The following is a 20,856-nucleotide window of genomic DNA, read 5'->3' on the forward strand; positions in this document are numbered from 1 at the left end:
TCTACGGGTACAGCACGTGGGGGAGTTGGGGGAGACAGTGCGTCAATTGGTGAGACGCCATCTGGGGAAGGTCATGGCGGGCGGGGCGATCGCGGTGGCCGGTACGGCCCTCATGGTGGCCGTGACCCTGCCGGGCACGGCAGGCGCCGACGAGAACGCGGACGACCGCCCGGGGCAGAGCCAGGGCGACAGCGCGGGACAGAGCCGTCAGGGCGACCCGAGCGAGCAGGGCGAGCAGGGCCGGGCCGAGGGCGGCAAGGCGGGCGCCGGGCAGGACGACGGACAGCGGCAGGGCTCGGCCGACGCGGACGTGCCGCCGCCCGCCGAGATCCAGGCCGCGCCCACCGAGGGCGAGAAGGGCATCGGCAGCGACCCGCTGACCGACGACGAGCTGAAGCAGGCCGAGCGGCTCGCGTCGGCGGGCGATCTGCGCCGCGCCGCGCGCGATGTCGAGGGGGACCGGGGGCCGGAGCTCCTCTACACGAACCTCCAGGAGCCGGACCCGAACGCGCCGGCCGGTCAGGCGAACCGTATGGCCGAGGTCGTCTTCTACGACTACGACCAGGAAGCCACCGTCACCAAGACGGTCGACCTGGGCAGCGGCAAGGTGCTGGACACCGTCACCACGCGCGGCGCGCAGCCGCCGCCCAGCCAGGGGGAGCTCGCCGAGGCGGCGCGACTGCTGATCGCGCACCCGCTCGGCCGGGACCTGAAGAAGGACTTCCGCCACGCCACCGGGAAGAACCTCACGGAACCCGGTCAGGCTGAGCTCAGCGGCATGATCTTCCGTAAGGACACCACCCTCAAGGTTCCGGCCGTCCTCAAGGACTGCGGCAAGAACCGCTGCCTGAGCGTGGTCTTCAAGGTCAAGAACGGCCCCTGGATCGACACCCGCGCGAACATCGTCGATCTGAGCGCGCGCACCGTCGGCCGCCTCGGCTGAATCTCTTTCGCCTCCACTTCTCGACGAGGAGTCATTCCGTATGCACGTCCGCAGACTTTCGCGTGCCCAGAAGGGGGCCGGACTGGCCCTCGCGGTCACCGCGCTCCTGGGCACCGCCACCGTCGGGCCCGCCCAGGCCGCTCCCCAGTCACCGCCGGAGGCGCCCGCCCCCGCCGCCGACTGCAGCGCCGCCTACCGCATCGAACAGAAGCTCGACGGCGGCACCACATGGCGTATGTGCTGGCGCTACGACACGCTGGCCGGGGTCGTCCTCGACAAGGTCACCTACCAGCCCAAGGGTGAGCCGAAGCCCATCCGGGTGCTCAACAGCGCGCGTCTCGCCCAGATCCACGTCCCCTACGACGACGGCAAGACCGAGTACGACGACGTCACGGGCACCGACTTCGGATACGCCCTCCAGAACCTGAGTGCCGCCGAGTGCCCCGGCGGCACCATCAAGACGGTGAAGGTCCCCCAGCGCGGCAACGTCAAGGGCCTGTGCACCACCACGCGCGCGCGTGGCCACGCCTACCGCCTCGCCAACGACTCCGGCACCAAGGTGTGGCAGGCCCAGGGCAAGGACCTGCTGGTCTACTCGGTGAACAAGGCCTCCTGGTACGAGTACATCACCGAGTGGCGGTTCGCCTCGGACGGCACCATCACGTCGAACGTGGGTGCCACCGGCATGCTGTCCCCGTTCGACTACGACGGTGGCGACAGCCGCGGCTGGCCGATCGGCAAGAACGCCACCGCGCACGCCGAGAGCCACAACCACAATGTCTTCTGGCGGCTGGACACCGCGCTCGACGGCAACACCAAGAACAAGGTCGAGCAGTTCGACTCCACCGTCACCGCGCCCACCGGCGGCGGCAGCCCCACCACGAAGACCAAGCGCACGGCCGTCACCAAGGAACTCGGCGGCGACGCGAAGAGCATGCGCTGGTGGCGGCTCGTGAGCACCACCGGCAAGAACAAGGACGGCCACGCGCGCAGCTACGAGATCGTGCCCGGCCGCACCGACAAGTTCCCCGGCCGGTCCTACACCAAGCGCGATGTGTACTTCACCGAGTACAAGAAGTGCGAGAAGTACGCGAGCCACAACGCGGGCTGCCCCTCCGGCACCCCGAACAGCGTCGACAAGTGGGTCAACGGACAGGCGCTGAAGAACCCCGTCACCTGGGTGAACATAGGTTTCCACCACATAGCCAGGGACGAGGACCAGGAGCCCATGCCGGTCCACTGGCAGGGATTCTCCCTCTCGCCCCGTGACGTCACCGCGATGAACCCGCTCACGCCCGCCGACCTCGCGCGGCGCAACGGCAACGTCGGTCCGCTGCCGTAGCCCGTGTCCCGTTCCGGCGGGAATCGACGACCCTGCTCATCGGGCTGCACCGCCGGCCGCTCCCGGAGTACCCTTCCTTGATCGTTGACCAGGGGAGTCACAAGGGGTGCGGAAGGCGGTGCGCGGGTGAGCTCGGGAGGGCTGGAGCTGCCACCTGGTGACAGTGGTCACGAGGGGGGCTCCACCGAGGGCCCGCCCGGAGCGGTGTCACTGGCCCGCCCCATGGAGACGGGATCACAGATCGGCCCCGAACTCGTCTGGGGCGCCGAACAGTGGAGCGAGGTCCGCACCCGTGCCCAGCGCGCGGGACGGGCCTACATCTGGCTGAACCTCGTGGAACAGCGGCTGCGCACCGTCGTGGCCGCTGTACTGCGTCCGGTCTACGAACCGGTGCACGGCGACGACTGGGTCGTCGCCGCGGCCGGACCGGCCGGGCAGGAGTGGGTGCAGCGCGCGGTCGCCGTCCGGGAGGTGAGCCGCCGCAAGGGGTATCTGCTCGACCCCGCCGACGACAACGTCCTCAGCTTCCTCACCCTGCCGCAGCTCCGTGAGCTGATGGTGCAGCACTGGCCCTGCTTCGAGCCATACTTCGACGACCGCCGCGATGTCGAGCTGGCACTCGACGAACTGGAGGTCACCCGCAACGTCGTCTCCCGCAACCGGGCCCTGTCCGAGGCCGTCCTCGCCCAGGCCGAGCGGGCCTCGGCGCGGCTCCTGGAGATCCTCGGCGCGGGCTCCGACGCGCCGTCCGGCCGCCGGCTTCCCGTCGACGCGGTCGAGGACCTGGTCGGTGACCGGTACGCCGACGTGGTGGCGGTGCACCCGGACCGGGTGCGGCTGCTGCGGCAGTTCCCGGCCGAGGACATCTTCCGCGGCGCGCGGCGGCTCGACGCGATAGGCATCGGGCTGAATCTGCTGGTCCAGAACTTCTCCGGGCGGCGTCTGATGCGGCTCGCGGAGTCCGGCTGCCGGGTCCGGCTGCTCTTCCTGAACCCCGCCTCCAGCTCGGTCAAACGGCGCGAGCGCGAGCTGGGGCTCAAACGCGGTGAGCTGAGCCGTTCCGTGGAGATGAACATCCTGCACATGCGCCGGGTACGCGCGCGGCTGCGGGACCCGGGCGCCTTCGAGATCCAGGTCTTCGACGAGACCCCGAGGTTCACCGCCTACCTCGTGGACGGGGACGGCCCCGACGGCGTCGGTGTCGTCCAGACGTATCTGCGCCGCACCCGCGGCATGGAGGCGCCGGTGTTCGTCCTGCGCGGCGGCGGCCGGATCGTGAAACCGGGTGAACCCGGCGAGAGCTGCCTTTTCGAGACATACCGGGAGGAGTTCGAGACGGCGTGGGCCGACTCCCGGCCCGTGTCCTGAACCGGCCGGGGAGTCGGCCTGCCGTCCTGTTGTCAGTGGCCCGTGCGAGGGTGAGAACCACCGGGGGATAAAGCACCACGAAGGAGGGGGCGCCGCATGGGCTGGCACCAGGAGTTGCTGGTCGGATTCGACCTGGAGACGACCGGGACGGATCCGGGTGAGTCGCGGATCGTCACCGCCGCGGTGATCGAAGTGCGGGCGGGCCGGACGCTGGGGCGACGCGAGTGGCTGGCCGACCCGGGCGTCCCGATACCGCGGGAGGCCTCCGCGGTGCACGGGATATCCGACGAGCGGGCGAAGGCGGAGGGCCGCCCGGCCCCCGAGGTCGCCGACGCGATCGCCGATGTCCTCACCGGCTACTGGAAGACCGGGGTCCCGGTGGTCGCCTACAACGCGGCCTTCGATCTCACCCTGCTGTCCGCCGAGCTCCGCCGCCACGGCCTGCCGTCCCTGCGCGAACGGCTCGGGGGCCTCGACCCGGCGCCGGTGATCGACCCCTACACCATCGACCGGACCGTCGAGCGGTACCGCCGGGGCAAGCGGAACCTGGAGGCGGTGAGCGCCGAGTACGGGGTGGTGCTCGGCACCGCGCACGACGCCTGCGCCGACGCGCTGGCCGCGGCGCGCCTCGCCTGCGCGATAGCGGAGCGGCACCCGAAGGTCGCCGAGGTGGGCCCCGCGGAGCTGCACCGCCGGCAGATCGGCTGGTACGCCGAGTGGGCCGCCGACTTCCAGAGCTTCCTGCGGCGCAAGGGGAACGAGACCGCCGTGGTGGACTCCGAGTGGCCGATGCGGGAACTCACGGACTCCGTGACCGGCGGCGTCTAGCGAGCGGGACGCCCGCCCCGGGTTCACCGGGGAGGCCGCTGACGCCGGCGCCGGTGGTGCCATATTGGCGCCACGGAGATGGCTCGGTGGCGCTGATCCTGCTGACGAATATGCGCTATCGCGTCGGCGTTCGGCAGAGCATTGCAGGTCAGGGCCCCGGCAGGCGCTGGGGGGTCACATTGGCTCGCCGCGGCGCCAAAGGTGTGCCATGATGGCGCCATGGCCGAGGGCGTGATCCGCGCCTTCAGGGCCGCACCTTCGCGGTATCCGCCACTCGCCTCGGACCGCCTCACCGCTTCGCATCAGCCGCACCTGGGCCCACGATCACGGGAGAACCCATGTCGCACGACCCGAACGCCGTCGGCACCACCACCGACGATCTGCCCACCCTGCCCACCGACCGGCACACCGGCTGCCCCTTCGACCCGCCCGAAGGGCTCACCGCCCTGAGCGATGAGCCGATGCGCCGTATGCGCTACGCCGACGGACATGTGGGCCGGCTGGTCACCGGCCATGCCGCGGCCCGCGCGACCCTGGCCGACCCCCGCTTCAGCTCACGCTACGAACTCTTACATCTGCCGGAGCCGATGGAAGGCATGCCGGGGCAGATACCCCCGGCGCCGATCGGCGACATCATCGGCCTCGACGCCCCCGAGCACACCCGCTACCGGCGCCTGCTCACCGGTAGGTTCACCGTCCGCAGGATGCGGCAACTCACCGAACGCGTCGAGCGGTTCACCAAGGAATGCCTGGACGCCATGGAAGAGGCCGGACCCACGGCCGACCTGGTGGAGGCCTTCGCGCAACCCGTGCCCGCACTTGTGATCTGCGAACTGCTCGGCGTCCCGTACTCCGACCGGGAGCGCTTCCAGAGCCAGGTGGCGACCCTCTTCGACCAGACGGCGGACGCGGGAGCCAAGGGCGATGCCCATACGGCGCTGCTCCAGTACCTGGGCGAACTCGTCCTCGCCAAGCGCGCCGAGCCCACCGACGACCTGCTCAGCGATCTGACCACCTCCGACCTCACCGACGAGGAACTGGCCGGAATCGGCGGGCTGCTGCTCGCCGCCGGACTCGACACCACCGCGAACATGCTCGCCCTCGGCACCTTCGCCCTGCTCAGCAACCCCGACCAGCTGGACGCCCTGCGCGCGGACCCGGGCCTTGCCGCGCAGACCGTGGAGGAGCTGCTGCGCTACCTCAGCGTGGCCGACCCCCTTCTCCGGTCGGCGCTTGAGGACGTCGAGGTGGACGGCACGCTCATCAAGGCGGGCGAGACGGTGACCGTTTCCGTGCAGGCCGTCAACCGGGACCCGCGCAGGTTCCCCGACCCCGACCGGCTCGACATCCACCGCAAGGCCACGGGGCATCTGGCGTTCGGCCACGGCGTCCACCAGTGCCTGGGCCAGCAGCTCGCCCGCGTCGAGATGGCCGTCGCGTTCCCGGCGCTTCTCGCCCGCTTCCCCACGCTGCGGCTCGCGGTGCCGCCGCGGGAGGTGCCGCTGCGTGAGCGCTCCAACATCTACGGGGTGGTCAGCCTGCCCGTCACCTGGGATCAGGTGTAGCCGCCATGAGCGACCCGCGAGCGCCGCTGCGTCTCGGTGTCGACCGTCAGCGTTGTGTCGGCGCCGGTATGTGTGCGCTGACGGCTCCCGCCGTGTTCGACCAGGACGAGGAGGAGGGCCTGGTGGTGCTCCTCAGCCCCGCGCCGGCTCCGGAGCACCGCCCCGCCGCCCGGATGGCAGTCGGCCTCTGCCCCGCAGAAGCGATCACCCTCACCGGGTGACGTGTCCGTGTCCCCCGGCTGAACCCACTTGTTCCCCTGCGGGTCGCTCGTTGGGTGCGCAGTTCCCCGCGCCCCTGGATGCTGCCCCCTTGCGGTCGCTCTCCGGGTGCGGGTCGGTCCTCATTTTTGCGCAGTTCCCCGCGCCCCTTTGGGGGCGCCCACCTGGGGTTGTTTTTCACCCTCCTCCTCGTGCAGTCGCATGGCTGCGGGAGGGGGTGGGCGGGAATCTCTGCTCGCAGACTCCGATGCTCTTCAGTCGGGCAAGGTCACGTCGTGCCGAGCGTGTCGGATCGAGGACGGAGAATCCCGACCGGCCCCGACCCAAAGGACCGGCAGAACGCGCCCCAAAGGGGCGCGGGGAACTGCGCGAAACCACCGAGCGACGGCACAGGAACGAAGTGCGTCCTGCCGGACAGACCTGGGAAGCGCAAGCGAAGGCGACCCGCGGGGAACTGCGCGAAACCCACGAGTGACGGCACAGGAACGAAGTGCGTCCAGCACACGAAACCCACGAGCGACGGCACAGGAACAAGTGCGTCCAGCACGCGAAACCAAGGGACGGAAGCCAGGACGACCCGTTAGAACGGGTGCCAACGCACTGATTCGTCACCGTCCCGCAGGGACCCCACCCGGCGGCGGAACTCCGCGAGCGCCCCCGCATTGGCCGGGGCATGCTGCGCGACCCACGCACAGCTCGCAGTCTCCCGCGCGCCCCGCAACACCCCGCAGCCGTCCCACTCCCGCACATCCCAGCCGTACGCGTCGGTGAACGCGTCGTACTCATGGCCGGGCAGGCCGTAGCGGTCGTGGGACAGGGCCATGACCACCAGATCGTGTTCGCGGAAGTCGTGGGCGAAGGTCTCCAGATCGACCAGGACCGGCCCGTCCGGGCCGACATGGACATTGCGGGGGAGCGCGTCACCATGGATCGGCCCCGGGACGAGCCGAGGGGTGAGCGCGGCGGCGGCCGCCGCGAAACCGTCCCGCCGCTCCCGCAGATACGCGGCGTCGGCCGGATCGATCGCGTCACCGGCCAGCCGCAGCCAGCGTTCCACCCCGCCCAGCAGCTCACGGCGGGGCAGCTCGATCTCCGGGGAGGGAAGGGAGTGCACCCTGCGCAGCAGCGTCGCGAGGTCACGTCCGCCCGCGGGCCGGACCGCGTCGGGCAGTCGCCACCACACGGTCACGGGATGCCCGTCGACCAGCAGCGGATCGGGACGCGCCGCACGGACCGCGGGTACGTCCGCCGAGGCCAGCCAGGCCGCGACGGCCAGTTCCCGGCGGGCCCGCGCCAGCAGTTCGGCGCCGCGGCCCACCTTGACCACGAGGTCGCCCGCCGCGAAGACCGCGTTCTCACCGAGCGCCAGCAGCTCGGCGCCCGCAGCGCCCGTACCGGGCCAGGTTCCCGTACCGGGCCAGGTTCCCGTACCGCCCGGGCCACCGATCCCACCGGGGCCCGTGTCCGTACCTCCGCCGCCGTCGGCGGGCAGTACCCGCGCGGCCTCCAGCACCTCGCGCGCCCGCGCCTCGTCCATCCCCGACCCTCCGCCGAACCGACCTGACCGCACCGCGTCCGCGTTCCGGGACCGGCGCCGGGCGCAAGTGTCGCATTCGGCCTGTTCGCGGGGTTCACAAGGGCCAGCGGGGCGTCTTGACGAGGTCCGCCGGCGACAGCACGATGGCCGGGGCCGCCGCCGTGGGCGGACCGGACGAGGCCCCCGGAAGGAGCCGGACCGGTGACACTGGCGCCCCCGACGGAACGGGCCGAGCGGGCCGGGCCCACCCCCGGCAGGTCCCGGCGCCGTCCGGATCACGGTGCGTGGTTCCTGGTACTGCCCGCGCTGATCCCCATCCTCGTGCTCAGTGTCGGTCCGCTGCTCTACGGGATCGCGCTGGCGTTCACCGACGCGCAGTCCGGCCGGACCCGGTCCACGCAGTGGATCGGGACGCTGAACTTCCGGGATCTGCTCCAAGACACGCTGTTCTGGGAATCGTTCCGGATCGGGCTGGTGTGGGCTGTCGGGGTGACGATCCCCCAGTTCGTGCTCGCGCTCGGGCTGGCGCTGCTGCTGAACGAGCGGCTGCGGCTGCGGTGGCTGGCACGGGCGCTGGCGATCATCCCCTGGGCGATGCCGGAGGTCGTCGTCGGCATCATATGGCGCCTCGTCTACCACCCCGACGCGGGCGTCCTCAACGAGACCCTGCGGGATCTGGGGCTCGGCGACGGCCGGGACTGGCTCACCGGGCTGGCCACGGCACTGCCCGCGGTGATCCTCGTCGGGATCTGGGCGGGCATGCCGCAGACCACGGTCGTGCTGCTCGCCGGGCTCCAGAACACCCCGCGCGAACTCCACGAGGCGGCGGCGATGGACGGCGCCGGTGCCTGGCGCCGCTTCCGGACGGTCACGTGGCCGGCGTTGCGCCCGATCGCGCTGGCCGTCTCCGCGCTCAACCTCATTTGGAACTTCAACGCCTTCGCCCTGGTCTATGTACTGACCGCGGGGGGTCCCGGCGGCCGGACCCGGCTCCCGATGCTGTTCGCGTACGAGGAGGCCTTCCGGTACGGGCAGTTCGGGTACGCGGCCGCGATGGGCTGTGTGATGGTGGCGCTGATCGCGGTGCTGCTCGCGCTGTATCTGGTGGGGCGGCTGCGGGAGGGTGGCGACCGATGACACGGGACCCTGTGACACACGCGGTGAGGGAAGGGCCGGTCACCGGCGGGCGGGTGCGGCCCGGGAAGCGCCGGCCGGTGCGGCGCCGGGGCGGGGCCCGGCTCCGGCGGGCCGGACAGTACGCGGCGCTGCTGGCGTATCTGGTGTTCCTCGCCTTCCCGTTCGTCTGGCTGATCTCGACGGCCTTCAAACCGCCGCGTGAGCTGGGCGGACTGCACCCCGGCTGGCTGCCCGACGATCCGACGCTCGCGAATTTCCGGCAGGCCTTCGACGAGCAGCCGCTGTTGCGCGCGGGGCTCAACTCGTTCGTCGCGGCGTTCTGCGCGGCGCTGGTGGCGGTCGTGCTGGCGACCCCGATGGCGTATGTGATGGCCCGGCGGAAGACGGTACTGGCGCGGGCGGCGACGGGATGGGTGGTGGTGAGCCAGGCGTTCCCGTTCGTCCTGGTCATCATTCCGCTGTTCCTGGTGCTGCGTGAACTGCGGCTGGTCAACTCCGTACCGGGCCTGATCCTCGTGTACGTGGTGTGGGCCCTGCCCTTCGCGCTGTGGATGCTCGTCGGATACGTCCGTGCCGTGCCGCCCGAACTGGAGGAGGCCGCAGCGGTCGACGGGGCGAGACGGGCGCGGACCCTGGTGTCGGTGGTGGCGCCGCTGCTGGCGCCGGGGATCGTGGCGACCGCGCTGTTCGCCTTCATCAGCGCGTGGAACGAGTTCTTCTTCGCGCTGGTGCTGCTGAAGACACCCGAGCGGCAGACCCTGCCGGTGGTGCTGACGCACTTCATCGGGGCGGAGGGCGCGGCGGATCTCGGTCCGCTGGCCGCAGCGGCGTTCCTCGCCACGATCCCCTCGCTGGTCATCTTCGCGCTGATCCAGAAGCGGATCACCGGCGGGATGATGGCCGGGGCGGTGAAGAGCTGATGCGGCGCGGCCGTCGGCAGGGGAGGAGCACGGGGAACATGCGCGGGCGTTCGGGGCCGCTCGCGGTCCTCACCGTTCTCGCGCTGCTGCTGGGCGGGTGCGCGGGGGACGGGGACGGTACCGGTCCCGACGGCCGGATCACCCTGCGGTTCCAGTCGCTCGCGTGGCAGAAGGACTCGGTCGACGTCACCAGGGAACTCGTCCGGGAGTGGAACGCGCGCAATCCGCGGGTGCGGGTCAGCTATGTCCAGGGCAGTTGGGACAGCGTCCACGACCAGTTGCTGACCTCGTTCGAGGGCGGCGAGGCGCCGGACATCATCCATGACGCCTCGGACGATCTCGCGGACTTCGCGTACGGGGGGTATCTCGCCGATCTGCGGGGGCTGCTGTCCCGGCGGCTGGAGCGGGACATCCCCCGGCGCAGCTGGGACACGGTGACCTTCGGGGACGGGGTGTACGGCGTGCCGTTCCTCCAGGAGCCGAAGGTGCTCATCGTCAACGCGGAGCTGCTGGAGCGCTCCGGGGTGCGCGTCCCCACCCCGCAGGAGCCGTGGAGCTGGCCGGAGTTCCGCGAGGTCACCCGGCGGCTGACCGGGGACGGGGTGCACGGGGTGGGCTGGCCGCTCAGGGAACCGGTCTCCTCCACGCTCAATCTGTCGCTGTCCACCGGCGGCCGGATGTTCGTCCGGGGAGCGGACGGCAAGGCCAGGGTCACGTTCGGGCCGGGTGACGAGGTGATGCCCCGGACCGTGCGCGACCAGGTGAACGACGACCGCAGCGCGGCGCGCACCACCCTCGGGATGGGCGGTTCGGACACGCTGCCGGGCTTCTTCGGCGGGCGCTACGCGATGGTGCCGCTCGGTTTCTCCTACCGGCAGCAGATCGTGCAGCAGGCACCGGCCGGGTTCCGCTGGCGGGTCCTCCCGGCGCCTGCCGGGCCGGAAGGACCGGTGCAGGGGGTCAGCCCGCAGACGCTGTCGATCGCGGAGGAGAGCCCGCACAAGGAGGAGGCGGCACGGTTCGTCGACTTCCTGCTCCAGCCGCGCAACATGGTCCGGCTGGCGCTCGGTGACTGGATGCTGCCCACGGGCGAAGAGGCCCTGCGGGACCCGGCGCTGCGTACCGCCACCCATGGCTGGGCGACCGGTACCGCGCTTGCGGCACATCTGCGCGCGGCGCCCGCGCCGTCGGTACGGGGCTACCCCGAGTGGAAGGACAAGGTGGCGACACCGGCCTTCCAGGAGTACTACAGCGGTGCCATCGGGCTGGACGAACTGCGTCGCAGGCTGGAGCGGGACGGGAACCTGGTGCTGGCGCGCTACCAGCGTTGAGCGGTCCCGGTCCCGGTCCCGGTCCCGGTCCCGGTTCTGGGCCCGGGCCCCGACCTCGTCCCCCGCCCGGCCCCGGCCCCCGGCGTCCGACCCCGCCCCCTGGCCGACCCGCGCCCCTCGGAGCCCGCCCCCTGGCTGACCCCGCCCCCCTCGCCGCCCCGCCCCCGGCCCCCGCCCCCGGAGTGATCCCCGGCATCCGGGAAACAGATTGGACGAGACGTATCGTCTCACGTATGGTTCCCGGTATGCCTACCCCCCGACCTGCCCATATCGCCATGTTCTCGATCGCGGCCCATGGCCATGTGAACCCGAGCCTCGAAGTGATCAGGGAACTCGTCGCCCGCGGCCATCGCGTCACCTACGCCATTCCGCCGGCCTTCGCCGAGAAGGTCGCCGCGACCGGCGCGGAACCCCGGCTCTGGAACTCGACCCTGCCCACCGACGACGAACCGGAGAAGTGGGGCACCGAGCTGATCGACAACATCGAGCCCTTCCTCGCGGACGCCCGGCAGGCGCTGCCGCAGCTGATCGCGGCCTACGAGGGCGATGAACCGGACCTCGTGCTCTCCGACATCACCGCGTATCCGGCGCGGGTGCTCGCACACCGCTGGGGCGTTCCCCAGGTGCAGCTCTCCCCGAACCTCGTCGCGTGGGAGGGGTACGAGGAGGAGGTCGGCCGGCCCATGTTCGAGCCGTTGAAGCAGACCCCGCGCGGCAAGGCGTACTACGACACCTTCGGCGAATGGCTCACGGAGAACGGGCTCGACCTGTCCGTGGACGACTTCAGCGGCAGGCCCGACCGCAGTCTCGTCCTCATCCCCAAGGTGCTCCAGCCGAACGCGGACCGGGTCGACGAATCCGTGTACTCCTTCGTCGGCGCCTGCCAGGGCGACCGTGGTGAGCAGGGCGTATGGCACCGGCCCGCCGGTGCGGAGCAGGTGCTGCTGGTGTCGCTCGGCTCCACCTTCACCAAGGAACCCGGCTTCTACCGTGAGTGCGTGAAGGCGTTCGGGGATCTGCCGGGCTGGCATGTGGTGCTCCAGATCGGCAAGTTCGTGGACCCTGCGGAGTTGGGCGAGGTGCCCGGCAATGTGGAGGTCCACTCGTGGGTGCCGCAGCTCGCGGTGCTGCGGCAGGCGGACGCCTTCATCACCCACGCGGGCGCGGGCGGCAGCCAGGAGGGCCTGGCGACGGGTACCCCGATGGTCGCCGTACCGCAGGCGGTCGACCAGTTCGGCAACGCCGACATGCTCCAGGGCCTCGGCGTCGCCCGGCATGTGCCCAAGGCGGAGGCGACCGCCGACACGCTGCGCGCCGCCGTCCTCGACCTGGTGGGCGACCCGGAGGTGGCACGCAGGCTCGCGGAGATCCGGGCGGACATGGCGGGTGAGGGCGGGACGAAGCGCGCGGCCGATCTGATCGAGGCGGAGCTGGCCGCCACGGCGGCGCGCGAGGGCTGAACGCGAACCCCACGGGCGGTACGGGAAGTCATGGGGCAGACCCCCCTGACCGTGGGCCGCACGGGCCGGAGCGTCCCTGAGAGGGCCCCCGAGGTCCCCTATCGTGACCTCATGACGACGTACGCGGCGCTGTTACGGGGCATCAACGTGGGCGGCCACCGGAAGGTTCCCATGGCGGACCTCCGACGGCTCCTTGAGGACCTCGGGTACGAGAACGTGCGGACGTATCTCCAGAGCGGCAACGCGGTCTTCTCGACCGGTGCGGCGGAGCCGGGCGCTGCCGGGGCGCCGACCGGTGGCGCCGGGCCCGCCGCCCGCTCCGGTGCCGCCGTCTGCGGGGACACCGACGCCGTAACCGCCGCCCTGGGCAGGGCCGTCGAGGACCGCTTCGGCTTCGCCGTGGAGATCCTGGTCCGCGCCCACGGATATCTGCGGGCCGTCGTCGAGGACTGCCCCTTCCCGGCCGAGAGCCTGGAGGGACGCCAACTGCACGTCACCTACCTCTCGAAGGACGTGGACGAGGACCGTTTCGCGGCGCTGGACCGGGCCGCGTTCCTCCCCGAGGAGTTCCGCGTCGGCGACCACGCCCTGTACCTGTACGTCCCCGACGGGCTCGGCCGCTCCCGCCTCGCCGACGCCCTCGCGAAGCCCGCGCTGTGGAAGGGCGTCGTCGCCACGTCCCGCAACTGGAACACCGTCACCAGACTCATGGAGATGACCCGTGACTGACACCCCGTCCGCCGCGGCCGACGCGCTGTCCGCCGTGGACGCCGCCGTCCAGGGGGAGTTGCGGCTTCTCGACCCGGACGTGCGGCCCTCCCCGGAACTGGTCGGCGCGCTGCTGCACCCCGAGTTCACCGAGATCGGTGCCTCCGGCCGGCTCTGGGACCGTGACTCCGTCCTCGTCGCACTCGCGGAGCGGCCCGGCAACGGCGTCCGCCCCATCACCACCTCACGGATGCGGGGCGTGCAGCTCACCCCGGACTGCGTCCACCTCACCTTCGACACCGACAACAACGGCCGCCTCGCCCATCGCAGTTCCGTGTGGCGCCGCACCGAGGCGGGCTGGCGGCTGTACTTCCACCAGGGCACGCCGTACATCGACGACGAGGAGATCTGACGGTCCCTTCCCCCGTCCACCCGGGGAGCCCTGCCCCTACGATGTGATCTTCATTCATGGGGTGCTGGGGAGCGCCCGGGGACAAGGGGATGTGCATGACCGAGGACGAAACACCGGCGGCCGGTGCGCCGGTGGCAAGGGTGCTGGCGCTGCGCTGGGTGCTCGGTCCCCTCTCGGGGGCATTGGCACTCATGGCCATTGTGTTCCACGTCCAGGGCTGGGACTCGATGGCCAGGAACTCGAAGTACGAGGCGAGTGCCGATGGAACCGGTTGGCTGGTCTTCCTCGCCTTCCTCTTCAGCATCGTCGGCCTCGTCCTGTTGCTGGTGGTGCTGACCAACCTCGCCGCGGGCGGCTACCACAAGGCGTATGTGTTCGGACTGCCTCTCGCCGGTGCCGTGCTGATCGCGTGGCCCGGCTGGCAGTTCACCGAGTGGGTACGCGGGCCCATGCTGGACATCGCGTGGACCGTCCCTCTGGACGGGCCCGGGACGGTGAGCACCCAGGGGCTGTGGGTGACCGACGACGGGATGGTGATCCGGGGCCGGGAGGACGCCCTGATCGCCCATGACCCGCGGGACGGTGAACGCCGCTGGAGCGTCGATGCCCCGGTGCGGATGTCCCTCTGTTCGATGAGTGACAGCGTGTCACAGGGGATCGGCATCGTCGTCCACCAGCGGCACGAGAAGCCCTGTGCCTCCGTGTCGGCGGTCGACCTCGACAGCGGACGCATCCTGTGGAGGACGACGGTGGTCGCGGACGACCTCGACTTCGCCCAAGTGCAGGGCGGCCGGGTCGCCGTCGACCAAGAGGTGGCGGTCGCGGCGACCGAGGACGGTGCGCGGGCCTTCGGCCTGCGGGACGGGAGGCCGCGCTGGACCTACCGGGCGGACGACGACTACTGCGGGCCCGCACTCGTGTCCGCGGCGGGCGGCCGGACCCGGATCGTGGAGGTCTGCGACCCTCTAGGTGCCGACAAGGTGACGACCCGGGTTCTCACCCTGGACAGCGGGAACGGCAAGGAGCTTCACAGGCAGGACCTGCCGACGGAGACCAGCATGAGCGAGGTCGGCGTGATCTCCGCCGAGCCCTTGGTGATCCAGGTGAAGGAGAGCGACGAGCGGGGGCTCGACGCCGTGGTCGCGTTCGAACGGGACAGCGGTGAACCCATGATCATGAAGCGGGTGGGGACCGATGGGGAAATCTTCCTGGAAGGCGCGGTGGTGCACGGGGGCACCCTGTTCGCCATCACCCAGACCTCTGGCACCGGCAAAGCCCATCATGTCTCCGCGTACTCCTTGCGGGACGGGGAACGGCGATGGCTGGTCAAGGTCGGGGACAGCCGACGGGACTCCGTCCAGTCGCTGACCGTCGCGGGCGGGCGGATCGGGGTCTACGTGAACGACCAACGGGTGCTCAGCCTTGATCCGTACACCGGTGCGAAGCAGCACGACCACGGTGCCGTGATCGACGAAGGAGCGACGAAGACGGGGTCAGGCGTGGATATCCTCGCTGGGCCCGATGACGGCTGGATACTCGTCAACCTGTCCAGCGGTAGCTATCCGCCGCTTGTGGGTCTCACCCCCAAGGACTGAACGCGTCCCGGTCCATGACCAGGCACGACAAACGGCGTGGCCCCCGTACCCGCACGGGCACGGGGGCCGGCCATGTGCCGGACACATACGTCCGGTTCGTACTCAGGCGCTCAGGCGCTCAGGCGCCCAGCGCGACCCGCTGCCGGGCCCCGGGGCCGTACGACGGGGCGCCATGAGCCGGGGGACCGTACGCCGCCGGACGGGCCGCCGCCTCGTCGTAGCGTCGCAGCAGGACCCGCGCCACCTCCGGCGCGGGGCCCAGTACCCCGGCGATCACATCGGCGCCCGCCTCGGCCGCGCCGCGCGCTATCCGGTCCGGCAGCCTGCCCGGGGCCAGGACATAGGGGGCCACCGCGATCCGGCGGACCCCCCGCGCGCGCAGCTCCCGTACCGCGTCCTCGGTACGGGGAAGGGACGCGGAGGCGAACGCGGGCCGCACGGCGCACCAACCGGTGTGCCGCCACTCCCGCGCGATTTCTGCGATCACCGCGATCGCCTCCGGGTCTGTGGAGCCCGCCGAGGCCAGGACGACCCCGGTCGCGGGCTTGTCGCCGGGCGTGAGCCCGGCCTCGTACAGCCGCCGTTCCAGCACGGCCGTGAGCAGCGGGGACGGTCCCAGGACCCCGGCCTGCCGGATACGCAGCGCCGCGGGAGCCTCCCGCAGCACCGCGGGGATGTCCGCCTTGGCGTGGAACGCCCGGGTGAGCAGCAGCGGTTGGGCCACCACGTCCCGGACGCCCTCGGCGGCCAGTGACTCCAGTACCGCCGCGACCGACGGCACGGTGAAGTCGAGGAAGCCGGTCTCCACCCGCAGCCCCGGCCGCAGCGCCCGTACCCGCTCCACCAGAGCGTGCACGGTCGCGGCATGGCGCGGGTCACGACTGCCGTGGGCGACGACCAACAGGACCGGTTCGTTCATGACGATCAGCTCTTCACCAGCAGGCCGCGGCTGCGCAGGACCCACCGCTCCAGCGGACTGAAGATCAGCAGGTCGATCGCGATACCGACGATCAGGATCATGAGGATGGCGAGGAAAACCATGGACATGCTGCTGGCGGTACGGCCGTTCTCCAGCAGCTGTCCGAGGCCCACCCCGAGCTCCGGCGACGACGCGATGATCTCGGCGGCCATCAGCGAACGCCAGGAGAACGCCCAGCCCTGCTTCAGTCCCGCCAGATAACCGGGCAGCGCCGCCGGCATGACGATGTGCCAGGTGTGCCGCAGTCCCGTGGCGCCCAGGGTGCGGCCCGCCCGCAGGAACAGCGGGGGCACCTGGTCGACACCGGAGACCAGACCGTTCGCGATCGAGGGGACCGCGCCCAGCAGGATCACCGCGAACATCATGGAGTCGTTCAGCCCGAGCCAGATCACCGCGGGCGGCACCCAGGCCACCGACGGCAGCGACTGGAGGCCCGAGAGGATCGGACCGATCGCCGCCCGGACGAACTTCACCCGGGCGACCACCAGCCCCAGCGGGGTGCCGATCGACAGGGCCAGCAGGAACCCGAGCAGACCCCGGGACACACTGGTCCAGATGTATTCGAGGAGCGTGCCCCGCTGCCAGGCGGTCACCACCTCGTCCCACACCTCGGCCGGCGCGGGCAGCTTGTAGCTCTCGGTGACCTCCGCCCAGACGAGGACCTGCCACACCACCAGCACCAGCGCCACCGCGATCAGCGGCGGCAGCACCTTCTGCACCAGGGTCTGGCGCAGCGGGGTGCGGCTGCTCGGCACGGCGTCCAGCGCGTCGAGCCCGGCCTCCAGTCCCGCGAGGTCGTGTGGATCGCTGTCGGCCCGGCCCTGGGCGCCGGTGCCCTTGGCGGGGTCCTCCTTGGTGACGGTGCCGCCCCCGGCCGGGACGGTGTCCCGGCCGGTTCCGTCGGTGCCGTCGTGACCGGCGGTCGGGTCAGTGCTGGCCATGGCGGCGGATCTCCCCACGCAGTTTTTCGGTGATCTCGACGGACAGCTCCGCGACGGCGCTGTCCTCGATACGGCGCGGCTGCGGGATGTCCACCGTCCACTGGTGCGCCACCCGGCCGGGCCGGGACGACAGCAGTACGACCCGCTCGGCGAGCCGTACCGCCTCCCGCACGTTGTGCGTCACGAACAGCACCGACACCTTCGTCTCCCGCCAGATGCGGGTCAACTCGTCGTGCAGCACATCGCGGGTGATCGCGTCGAGCGCGGCGAACGGCTCGTCCATCAGCAGCAGCTGGCTGTCCTGCGCCAGCGCGCGGGCCATCGCCACCCGCTGCCGCATCCCGCCGGACAGCTCGTGCACCCGCTTGCCGTACGAGCCCTTCAGCCGTACCAGCTCCAGCAGTTCCTCCGCCTTGTCGCGGCGGTCGGACTTCGTGACACCCCGCAGCTTCAGGGCGAGTTCGATGTTCTTGCCCGCGGTGAGCCAGGGGAACAGCGCGTGCTCCTGGAACATCAGGGCGGGCCGCCCCTCGGTGCTGATGGTCCCGGTGCTCGGGCGGTCCAGCCCGGCGACCAGGTTCAGCAGGGTCGACTTCCCGCAGCCCGACGCCCCCAGGAGGGTGACGAACTCCCCGGGCGCGACATCGAGGGTGATGTCGTCCAGGACGAGCTGGGCCCCGGCGGGACCGTTGAAGGACTTCGAGACATGCTCGATCCGGGCCGCCGGAGCGGCGTGCCGGATACCGTCGGCGGCCTTGGCGAAGGTCGTGGCCATGGTCGTCACCTCCTGAGGTCGGGGAACCGCTACTTGACGCCGAGCCCGGCGTCTTCGACCGCGGGCTTGCCCTCGGCCTTCAGGACCTTGTTCAGGGTCGACAGGTCGTAGATGCCGTCCAGGTCCGGGTCCTCCAGCAGACCCGCCTTCACCGCGTAGTCCGCCCCGGTCTTCAGGGTCGACGCCAGCGGGTCGTCGATGAACTCGATCGACGGCCAGGCGCTGTCGAGGACGTCCGCGGGCAGCGGCTTGCCGGACAGGGCCTTCAGCTTGTCGTTGGCGGCCTTCTTGGCCTCGTCCGGGTTGGCGTTGATCCACGCGTTGGTCTTCACCGTGCCGCGCAGCACCGCCTCGACCACGTCCGGGTGGGACTTGAGGAACTTCTGCGACACGATCACATGCGTGATCACGAACTTCTTGTCCGGCCACAGGTCGGCCTCGTTGAGCAGGACCTTCCCGCCGAGGGCCACCAGACGGGACGCGGTCGGCTCCGGCACCCAGGCACCGTCGACGGACCCCGCCTTGTAGGCGTCCGGGGTGATCTTGTTGTCGGTGCGGACGACGTTGACATCGCCCTTGCCGCTCTGCGCGTCGATCTTCCAGCCCTTTTCGGCGGCCCAGTTGAGCAGGGCCACGTCCTGGGTGTTGCCGAGCTGCGGGGTGGCGATGTTCTTGCCCTTGACGTCGTCGACCGTCTTGATCTTCTTCGGGTTGACGACGAGCTTCACCCCGCCGGATGCCGAACCGCCGACGATGCGCAGGTTCTCACCGTTGGACTTGGTGTAGCCGTTGATCGCGGGGGAGGGGCCGATCCAGCCGATGTCTATGGAGCCCGAGTTCAGCGCCTCGATCTCCGACGGTCCGGCGTTGAACTGCGAGTACGACACCTTCGTGCCGCCGAGTTCCTTCTGGAAGAGCCCTCTGTGGTCACCGATCAGCGCGGTGGCGTGGGTGAGGTTGGGAAAGTATCCGATCTTCACCGTGTCGGCGGAGAGCTTCTTGGCGTTCGCGGCCGGGGCGGCCTTGTCGGCCGTGTCCTCGTCGGCCTCGGAGCCGTAGCCGCAGGCGGTCGCGGTGATCGCGAGGAGCGGCAGGGCCGCCGCGACGGCCAGGTGGCGGCGCAGGGCGGTGGATCGGAAGGTGGCAGGCACGGGAGGTGGTCCTCTCGTCGGCCCGGCGCTCACGTACTCAAGTCGTGGCCGGGAATTCGGCGGGTTTTCGGCACGGCGGGTGGGGGGTGAGGGCGCGCAAGCGGTGCGCGTACGTCATCGCGCACATCGCCCCACACCGCCCTGCCCACTGCCCAGTGCGCCGCTGCCGACGCGGCCCCCCTCCTTCGCGAAGGTCGCGAAGACGGAGAACAGACCCACGGTCGTGGTCGTGGTGTCGTTCATCCTGCCGGTCACCTCCCCCTGCTCCCCCTGCGTGCTCATCGCTAGAAGTCCCACCCCTCCTCGTCGTCCGTCGTGCCGGTGGCCGTGGCCGCCCCGGTCGCCGCGAACGACTCGCCCGCCATTCCGGCGGCGAGTGTCGTACCGTCCGCCGGGTCGATCAGGAGGAACGACCCGGTGCGCCGTGACTCCGCGTACGCGTCGAGCGCGAGCGGTTCGGCGGTGCGGACCCGGACCCGGCCGATGTCGTTGGCGACCAGCCGCTCCGGGTTCCTGGCCTGCGAGAGATCGTCCAGCGTGAGCCGGGACGGGATCTCCTGGACGATCGCCTTGACCGTGCGGGTCGTGTGCTTCAGCAGCACCCGCTGCCCCACGGTGAGCGGTATGTCCGCGACATGGCAGACCGTCGCCTCGATGTCCCGGGTGGTCGACGGCGCGTCCCGCGCCGGGACGACGAGGTCACCGCGGGAGATGTCGATGTCGTCCGCCAGCAGCAGCGTCACCGACTGCGGGGTCCACGCCACGTCCACCGGTACGCCCAGCAGATCGATCCCGGTGACCGTGGAGGTGCGGCCCGACGGAAGGACCATGACCTCCTCGCCGACCCGGAACGTCCCGGCGGCGATCTGCCCGGCGTACCCCCGGTAGTCGGGGTGCTCGGCGGTCTGCGGCCGGATCACGTACTGCACCGGCAGCCGCGCGTGGCACTCGGCCAGGTCATGGCTGACGGGGACCGTCTCCAGGTGCTCCAGCACCGTGGGGCCGCCGTACCAGTCCATCCGCGCCGACGGGTCCACGACGTTGTCCCCGGTGAGCGCCGAGATCGGGATCGCGGTCACCTCGGGCACGCCCAGCTCGGTGGCGTACGCGGTGAACTCCTCCGCGATGTCCGCGAAGACGGGCTCGGCGAAGTCCACCAGGTCCATCTTGTTGACCGCGAGGACGACGTGCGGCACCCGCAGCAGGGCCGCGATGGCCGCGTGCCGCCGGGTCTGCTCGACCACGCCGTTGCGGGCGTCCACCAGGATCACCGTCAGCTCGGCGGTGGACGCGCCGGTGACCATGTTCCGGGTGTACTGCACATGGCCCGGGGTGTCCGCGAGGATGAACCGTCTGCGCGGGGTCGCGAAGTAGCGGTACGCCACGTCGATGGTGATGCCCTGCTCCCGTTCGGCGCGCAGGCCGTCGGTGAGCAGCGCCAGGTCGGGGGTCTCCTGGCCACGGCTGAGGGAGGCGTGCGCGACGGCCTCCAGCTGGTCGGTGAGGACCGACTTGGAGTCGTGCAGCAGCCGTCCCACCAGCGTCGACTTGCCGTCGTCCACGGAACCGGCGGTCGCGAAGCGCAGCAGGGTCGTCGCCGCGAGACCGGCGAACGGGTCCGTGGTGGCAGTGCTGTTCGTCATGG

19 protein-coding genes and 1 pseudogene are annotated in these 20,856 nt (G+C 71.0%); 13 read left to right on the top strand and 7 right to left on the bottom strand.

The window, feature by feature from the left end:
- The first annotated feature begins 49 nt into the window (after positions 1–49).
- From AB852_RS18565 to AB852_RS18590, 6 genes are all read left to right on the top strand, one after another.
- Positions 50–943, top strand: coding sequence for a Tat pathway signal sequence domain protein (locus AB852_RS18565; RefSeq protein ID WP_342748482.1), 894 nt, complete (start codon positions 50–52; stop codon positions 941–943).
- Between the two features lie 40 nt (positions 944–983).
- The gene (locus AB852_RS18570; RefSeq protein WP_073789735.1) at positions 984–2,285 is read left to right on the top strand and encodes a copper amine oxidase; all 1,302 of its coding nucleotides are present in this window, start codon (positions 984–986) and stop codon (positions 2,283–2,285) included.
- A gap of 126 nt (positions 2,286–2,411) precedes the next feature.
- Entirely contained in the window at positions 2,412–3,653 is a 1,242-nt protein-coding gene (locus AB852_RS18575; RefSeq protein ID WP_073789737.1) for an SAV2148 family HEPN domain-containing protein, read from the top strand.
- Between the two features lie 96 nt (positions 3,654–3,749).
- A complete protein-coding gene (locus AB852_RS18580) occupies positions 3,750–4,481 on the top strand; it encodes a 3'-5' exonuclease (RefSeq protein WP_073789739.1) in 732 nt (243 codons plus the stop codon).
- A gap of 338 nt (positions 4,482–4,819) precedes the next feature.
- On the top strand, positions 4,820–6,046 hold the full coding sequence (locus tag AB852_RS18585) for a cytochrome P450 (protein WP_073789741.1): 1,227 nt from the start codon (positions 4,820–4,822) through the stop codon (positions 6,044–6,046).
- Between the two features lie 5 nt (positions 6,047–6,051).
- On the top strand, positions 6,052–6,267 hold the full coding sequence (locus AB852_RS18590; RefSeq protein WP_178391057.1) for a ferredoxin: 216 nt from the start codon (positions 6,052–6,054) through the stop codon (positions 6,265–6,267).
- A gap of 578 nt (positions 6,268–6,845) precedes the next feature.
- Here AB852_RS18590 and AB852_RS18595 read toward each other — a convergent pair.
- Positions 6,846–7,802 (bottom strand): phosphotransferase enzyme family protein, encoded by a 957-nt coding sequence (locus AB852_RS18595; protein ID WP_073789743.1) that lies wholly within the window; start codon positions 7,800–7,802, stop codon positions 6,846–6,848.
- Positions 7,803–8,003: 201 nt separating this feature from the next.
- Here AB852_RS18595 and AB852_RS18600 point away from each other — a divergent pair, with 201 nt between their 5' ends.
- From AB852_RS18600 to AB852_RS18630, 7 genes and pseudogenes are all read left to right on the top strand, one after another.
- The gene (locus AB852_RS18600; RefSeq protein ID WP_425444175.1) at positions 8,004–8,939 is read left to right on the top strand and encodes a carbohydrate ABC transporter permease; all 936 of its coding nucleotides are present in this window, start codon (positions 8,004–8,006) and stop codon (positions 8,937–8,939) included.
- Positions 8,936–9,859, top strand: a complete 924-nt coding sequence (locus tag AB852_RS18605) for a carbohydrate ABC transporter permease (protein WP_079184744.1) — start codon at positions 8,936–8,938, stop codon at positions 9,857–9,859. The genes AB852_RS18600 and AB852_RS18605 overlap by 4 nt, the downstream gene beginning before the upstream one ends.
- A gap of 38 nt (positions 9,860–9,897) precedes the next feature.
- Positions 9,898–11,190, top strand: a complete 1,293-nt coding sequence (locus AB852_RS18610; RefSeq protein WP_073789746.1) for an extracellular solute-binding protein — start codon at positions 9,898–9,900, stop codon at positions 11,188–11,190.
- A 208-nt stretch (positions 11,191–11,398) separates the two neighbouring features.
- Positions 11,399–12,650: pseudogene (gene mgt, locus AB852_RS18615) on the top strand (macrolide-inactivating glycosyltransferase).
- 111 nt (positions 12,651–12,761) lie between these two features.
- Entirely contained in the window at positions 12,762–13,379 is a 618-nt protein-coding gene (locus AB852_RS18620; RefSeq protein ID WP_073790444.1) for a DUF1697 domain-containing protein, read from the top strand.
- Positions 13,372–13,770 (top strand): nuclear transport factor 2 family protein, encoded by a 399-nt coding sequence (locus tag AB852_RS18625; RefSeq protein WP_245876825.1) that lies wholly within the window; start codon positions 13,372–13,374, stop codon positions 13,768–13,770. The genes AB852_RS18620 and AB852_RS18625 overlap by 8 nt, the downstream gene beginning before the upstream one ends.
- 95 nt (positions 13,771–13,865) lie before the next feature.
- The gene (locus tag AB852_RS18630) at positions 13,866–15,365 is read left to right on the top strand and encodes an outer membrane protein assembly factor BamB family protein (protein ID WP_178391058.1); all 1,500 of its coding nucleotides are present in this window, start codon (positions 13,866–13,868) and stop codon (positions 15,363–15,365) included.
- A gap of 118 nt (positions 15,366–15,483) precedes the next feature.
- Here the strand turns inward: AB852_RS18630 and AB852_RS18635 are convergent, their stop codons facing one another.
- The 6 genes from AB852_RS18635 to AB852_RS18655 all read right to left on the bottom strand — a co-directional run bounded on the left by AB852_RS18635 (position 15,484) and on the right by AB852_RS18655 (position 20,854).
- Positions 15,484–16,284: a sirohydrochlorin chelatase gene (locus tag AB852_RS18635; RefSeq protein ID WP_079184745.1), complete on the bottom strand. Its 801-nt coding sequence runs from the start codon at positions 16,282–16,284 to the stop codon at positions 15,484–15,486.
- A gap of 5 nt (positions 16,285–16,289) precedes the next feature.
- Positions 16,290–17,285: an ABC transporter permease gene (locus AB852_RS18640; protein ID WP_079184746.1), complete on the bottom strand. Its 996-nt coding sequence runs from the start codon at positions 17,283–17,285 to the stop codon at positions 16,290–16,292.
- Positions 17,272–18,060, bottom strand: coding sequence for an ABC transporter ATP-binding protein (locus AB852_RS18645; RefSeq protein WP_073789754.1), 789 nt, complete (start codon positions 18,058–18,060; stop codon positions 17,272–17,274). Before AB852_RS18645 ends, AB852_RS18640 begins: the two co-directional genes overlap by 14 nt.
- Positions 18,061–18,089: 29 nt before the next feature.
- Positions 18,090–19,211 (bottom strand): aliphatic sulfonate ABC transporter substrate-binding protein, encoded by a 1,122-nt coding sequence (locus tag AB852_RS18650; protein ID WP_073789756.1) that lies wholly within the window; start codon positions 19,209–19,211, stop codon positions 18,090–18,092.
- Between the two features lie 114 nt (positions 19,212–19,325).
- Positions 19,326–19,493 carry a hypothetical protein gene (locus AB852_RS39845; protein ID WP_178391046.1) on the bottom strand — a complete coding sequence of 56 codons (168 nt, stop codon included), beginning with the start codon at positions 19,491–19,493 and terminating at the stop codon, positions 19,326–19,328.
- Positions 19,494–19,495: 2 nt separating this feature from the next.
- Positions 19,496–20,854, bottom strand: a complete 1,359-nt coding sequence (locus AB852_RS18655; protein WP_073789758.1) for a sulfate adenylyltransferase subunit 1 — start codon at positions 20,852–20,854, stop codon at positions 19,496–19,498.
- Positions 20,855–20,856 lie beyond the last annotated feature (2 nt).

The sequence above is a fragment of the Streptomyces uncialis genome, assembly GCF_001905345.1.
In the GTDB taxonomy this organism is placed as follows: domain Bacteria; phylum Actinomycetota; class Actinomycetes; order Streptomycetales; family Streptomycetaceae; genus Streptomyces; species Streptomyces uncialis.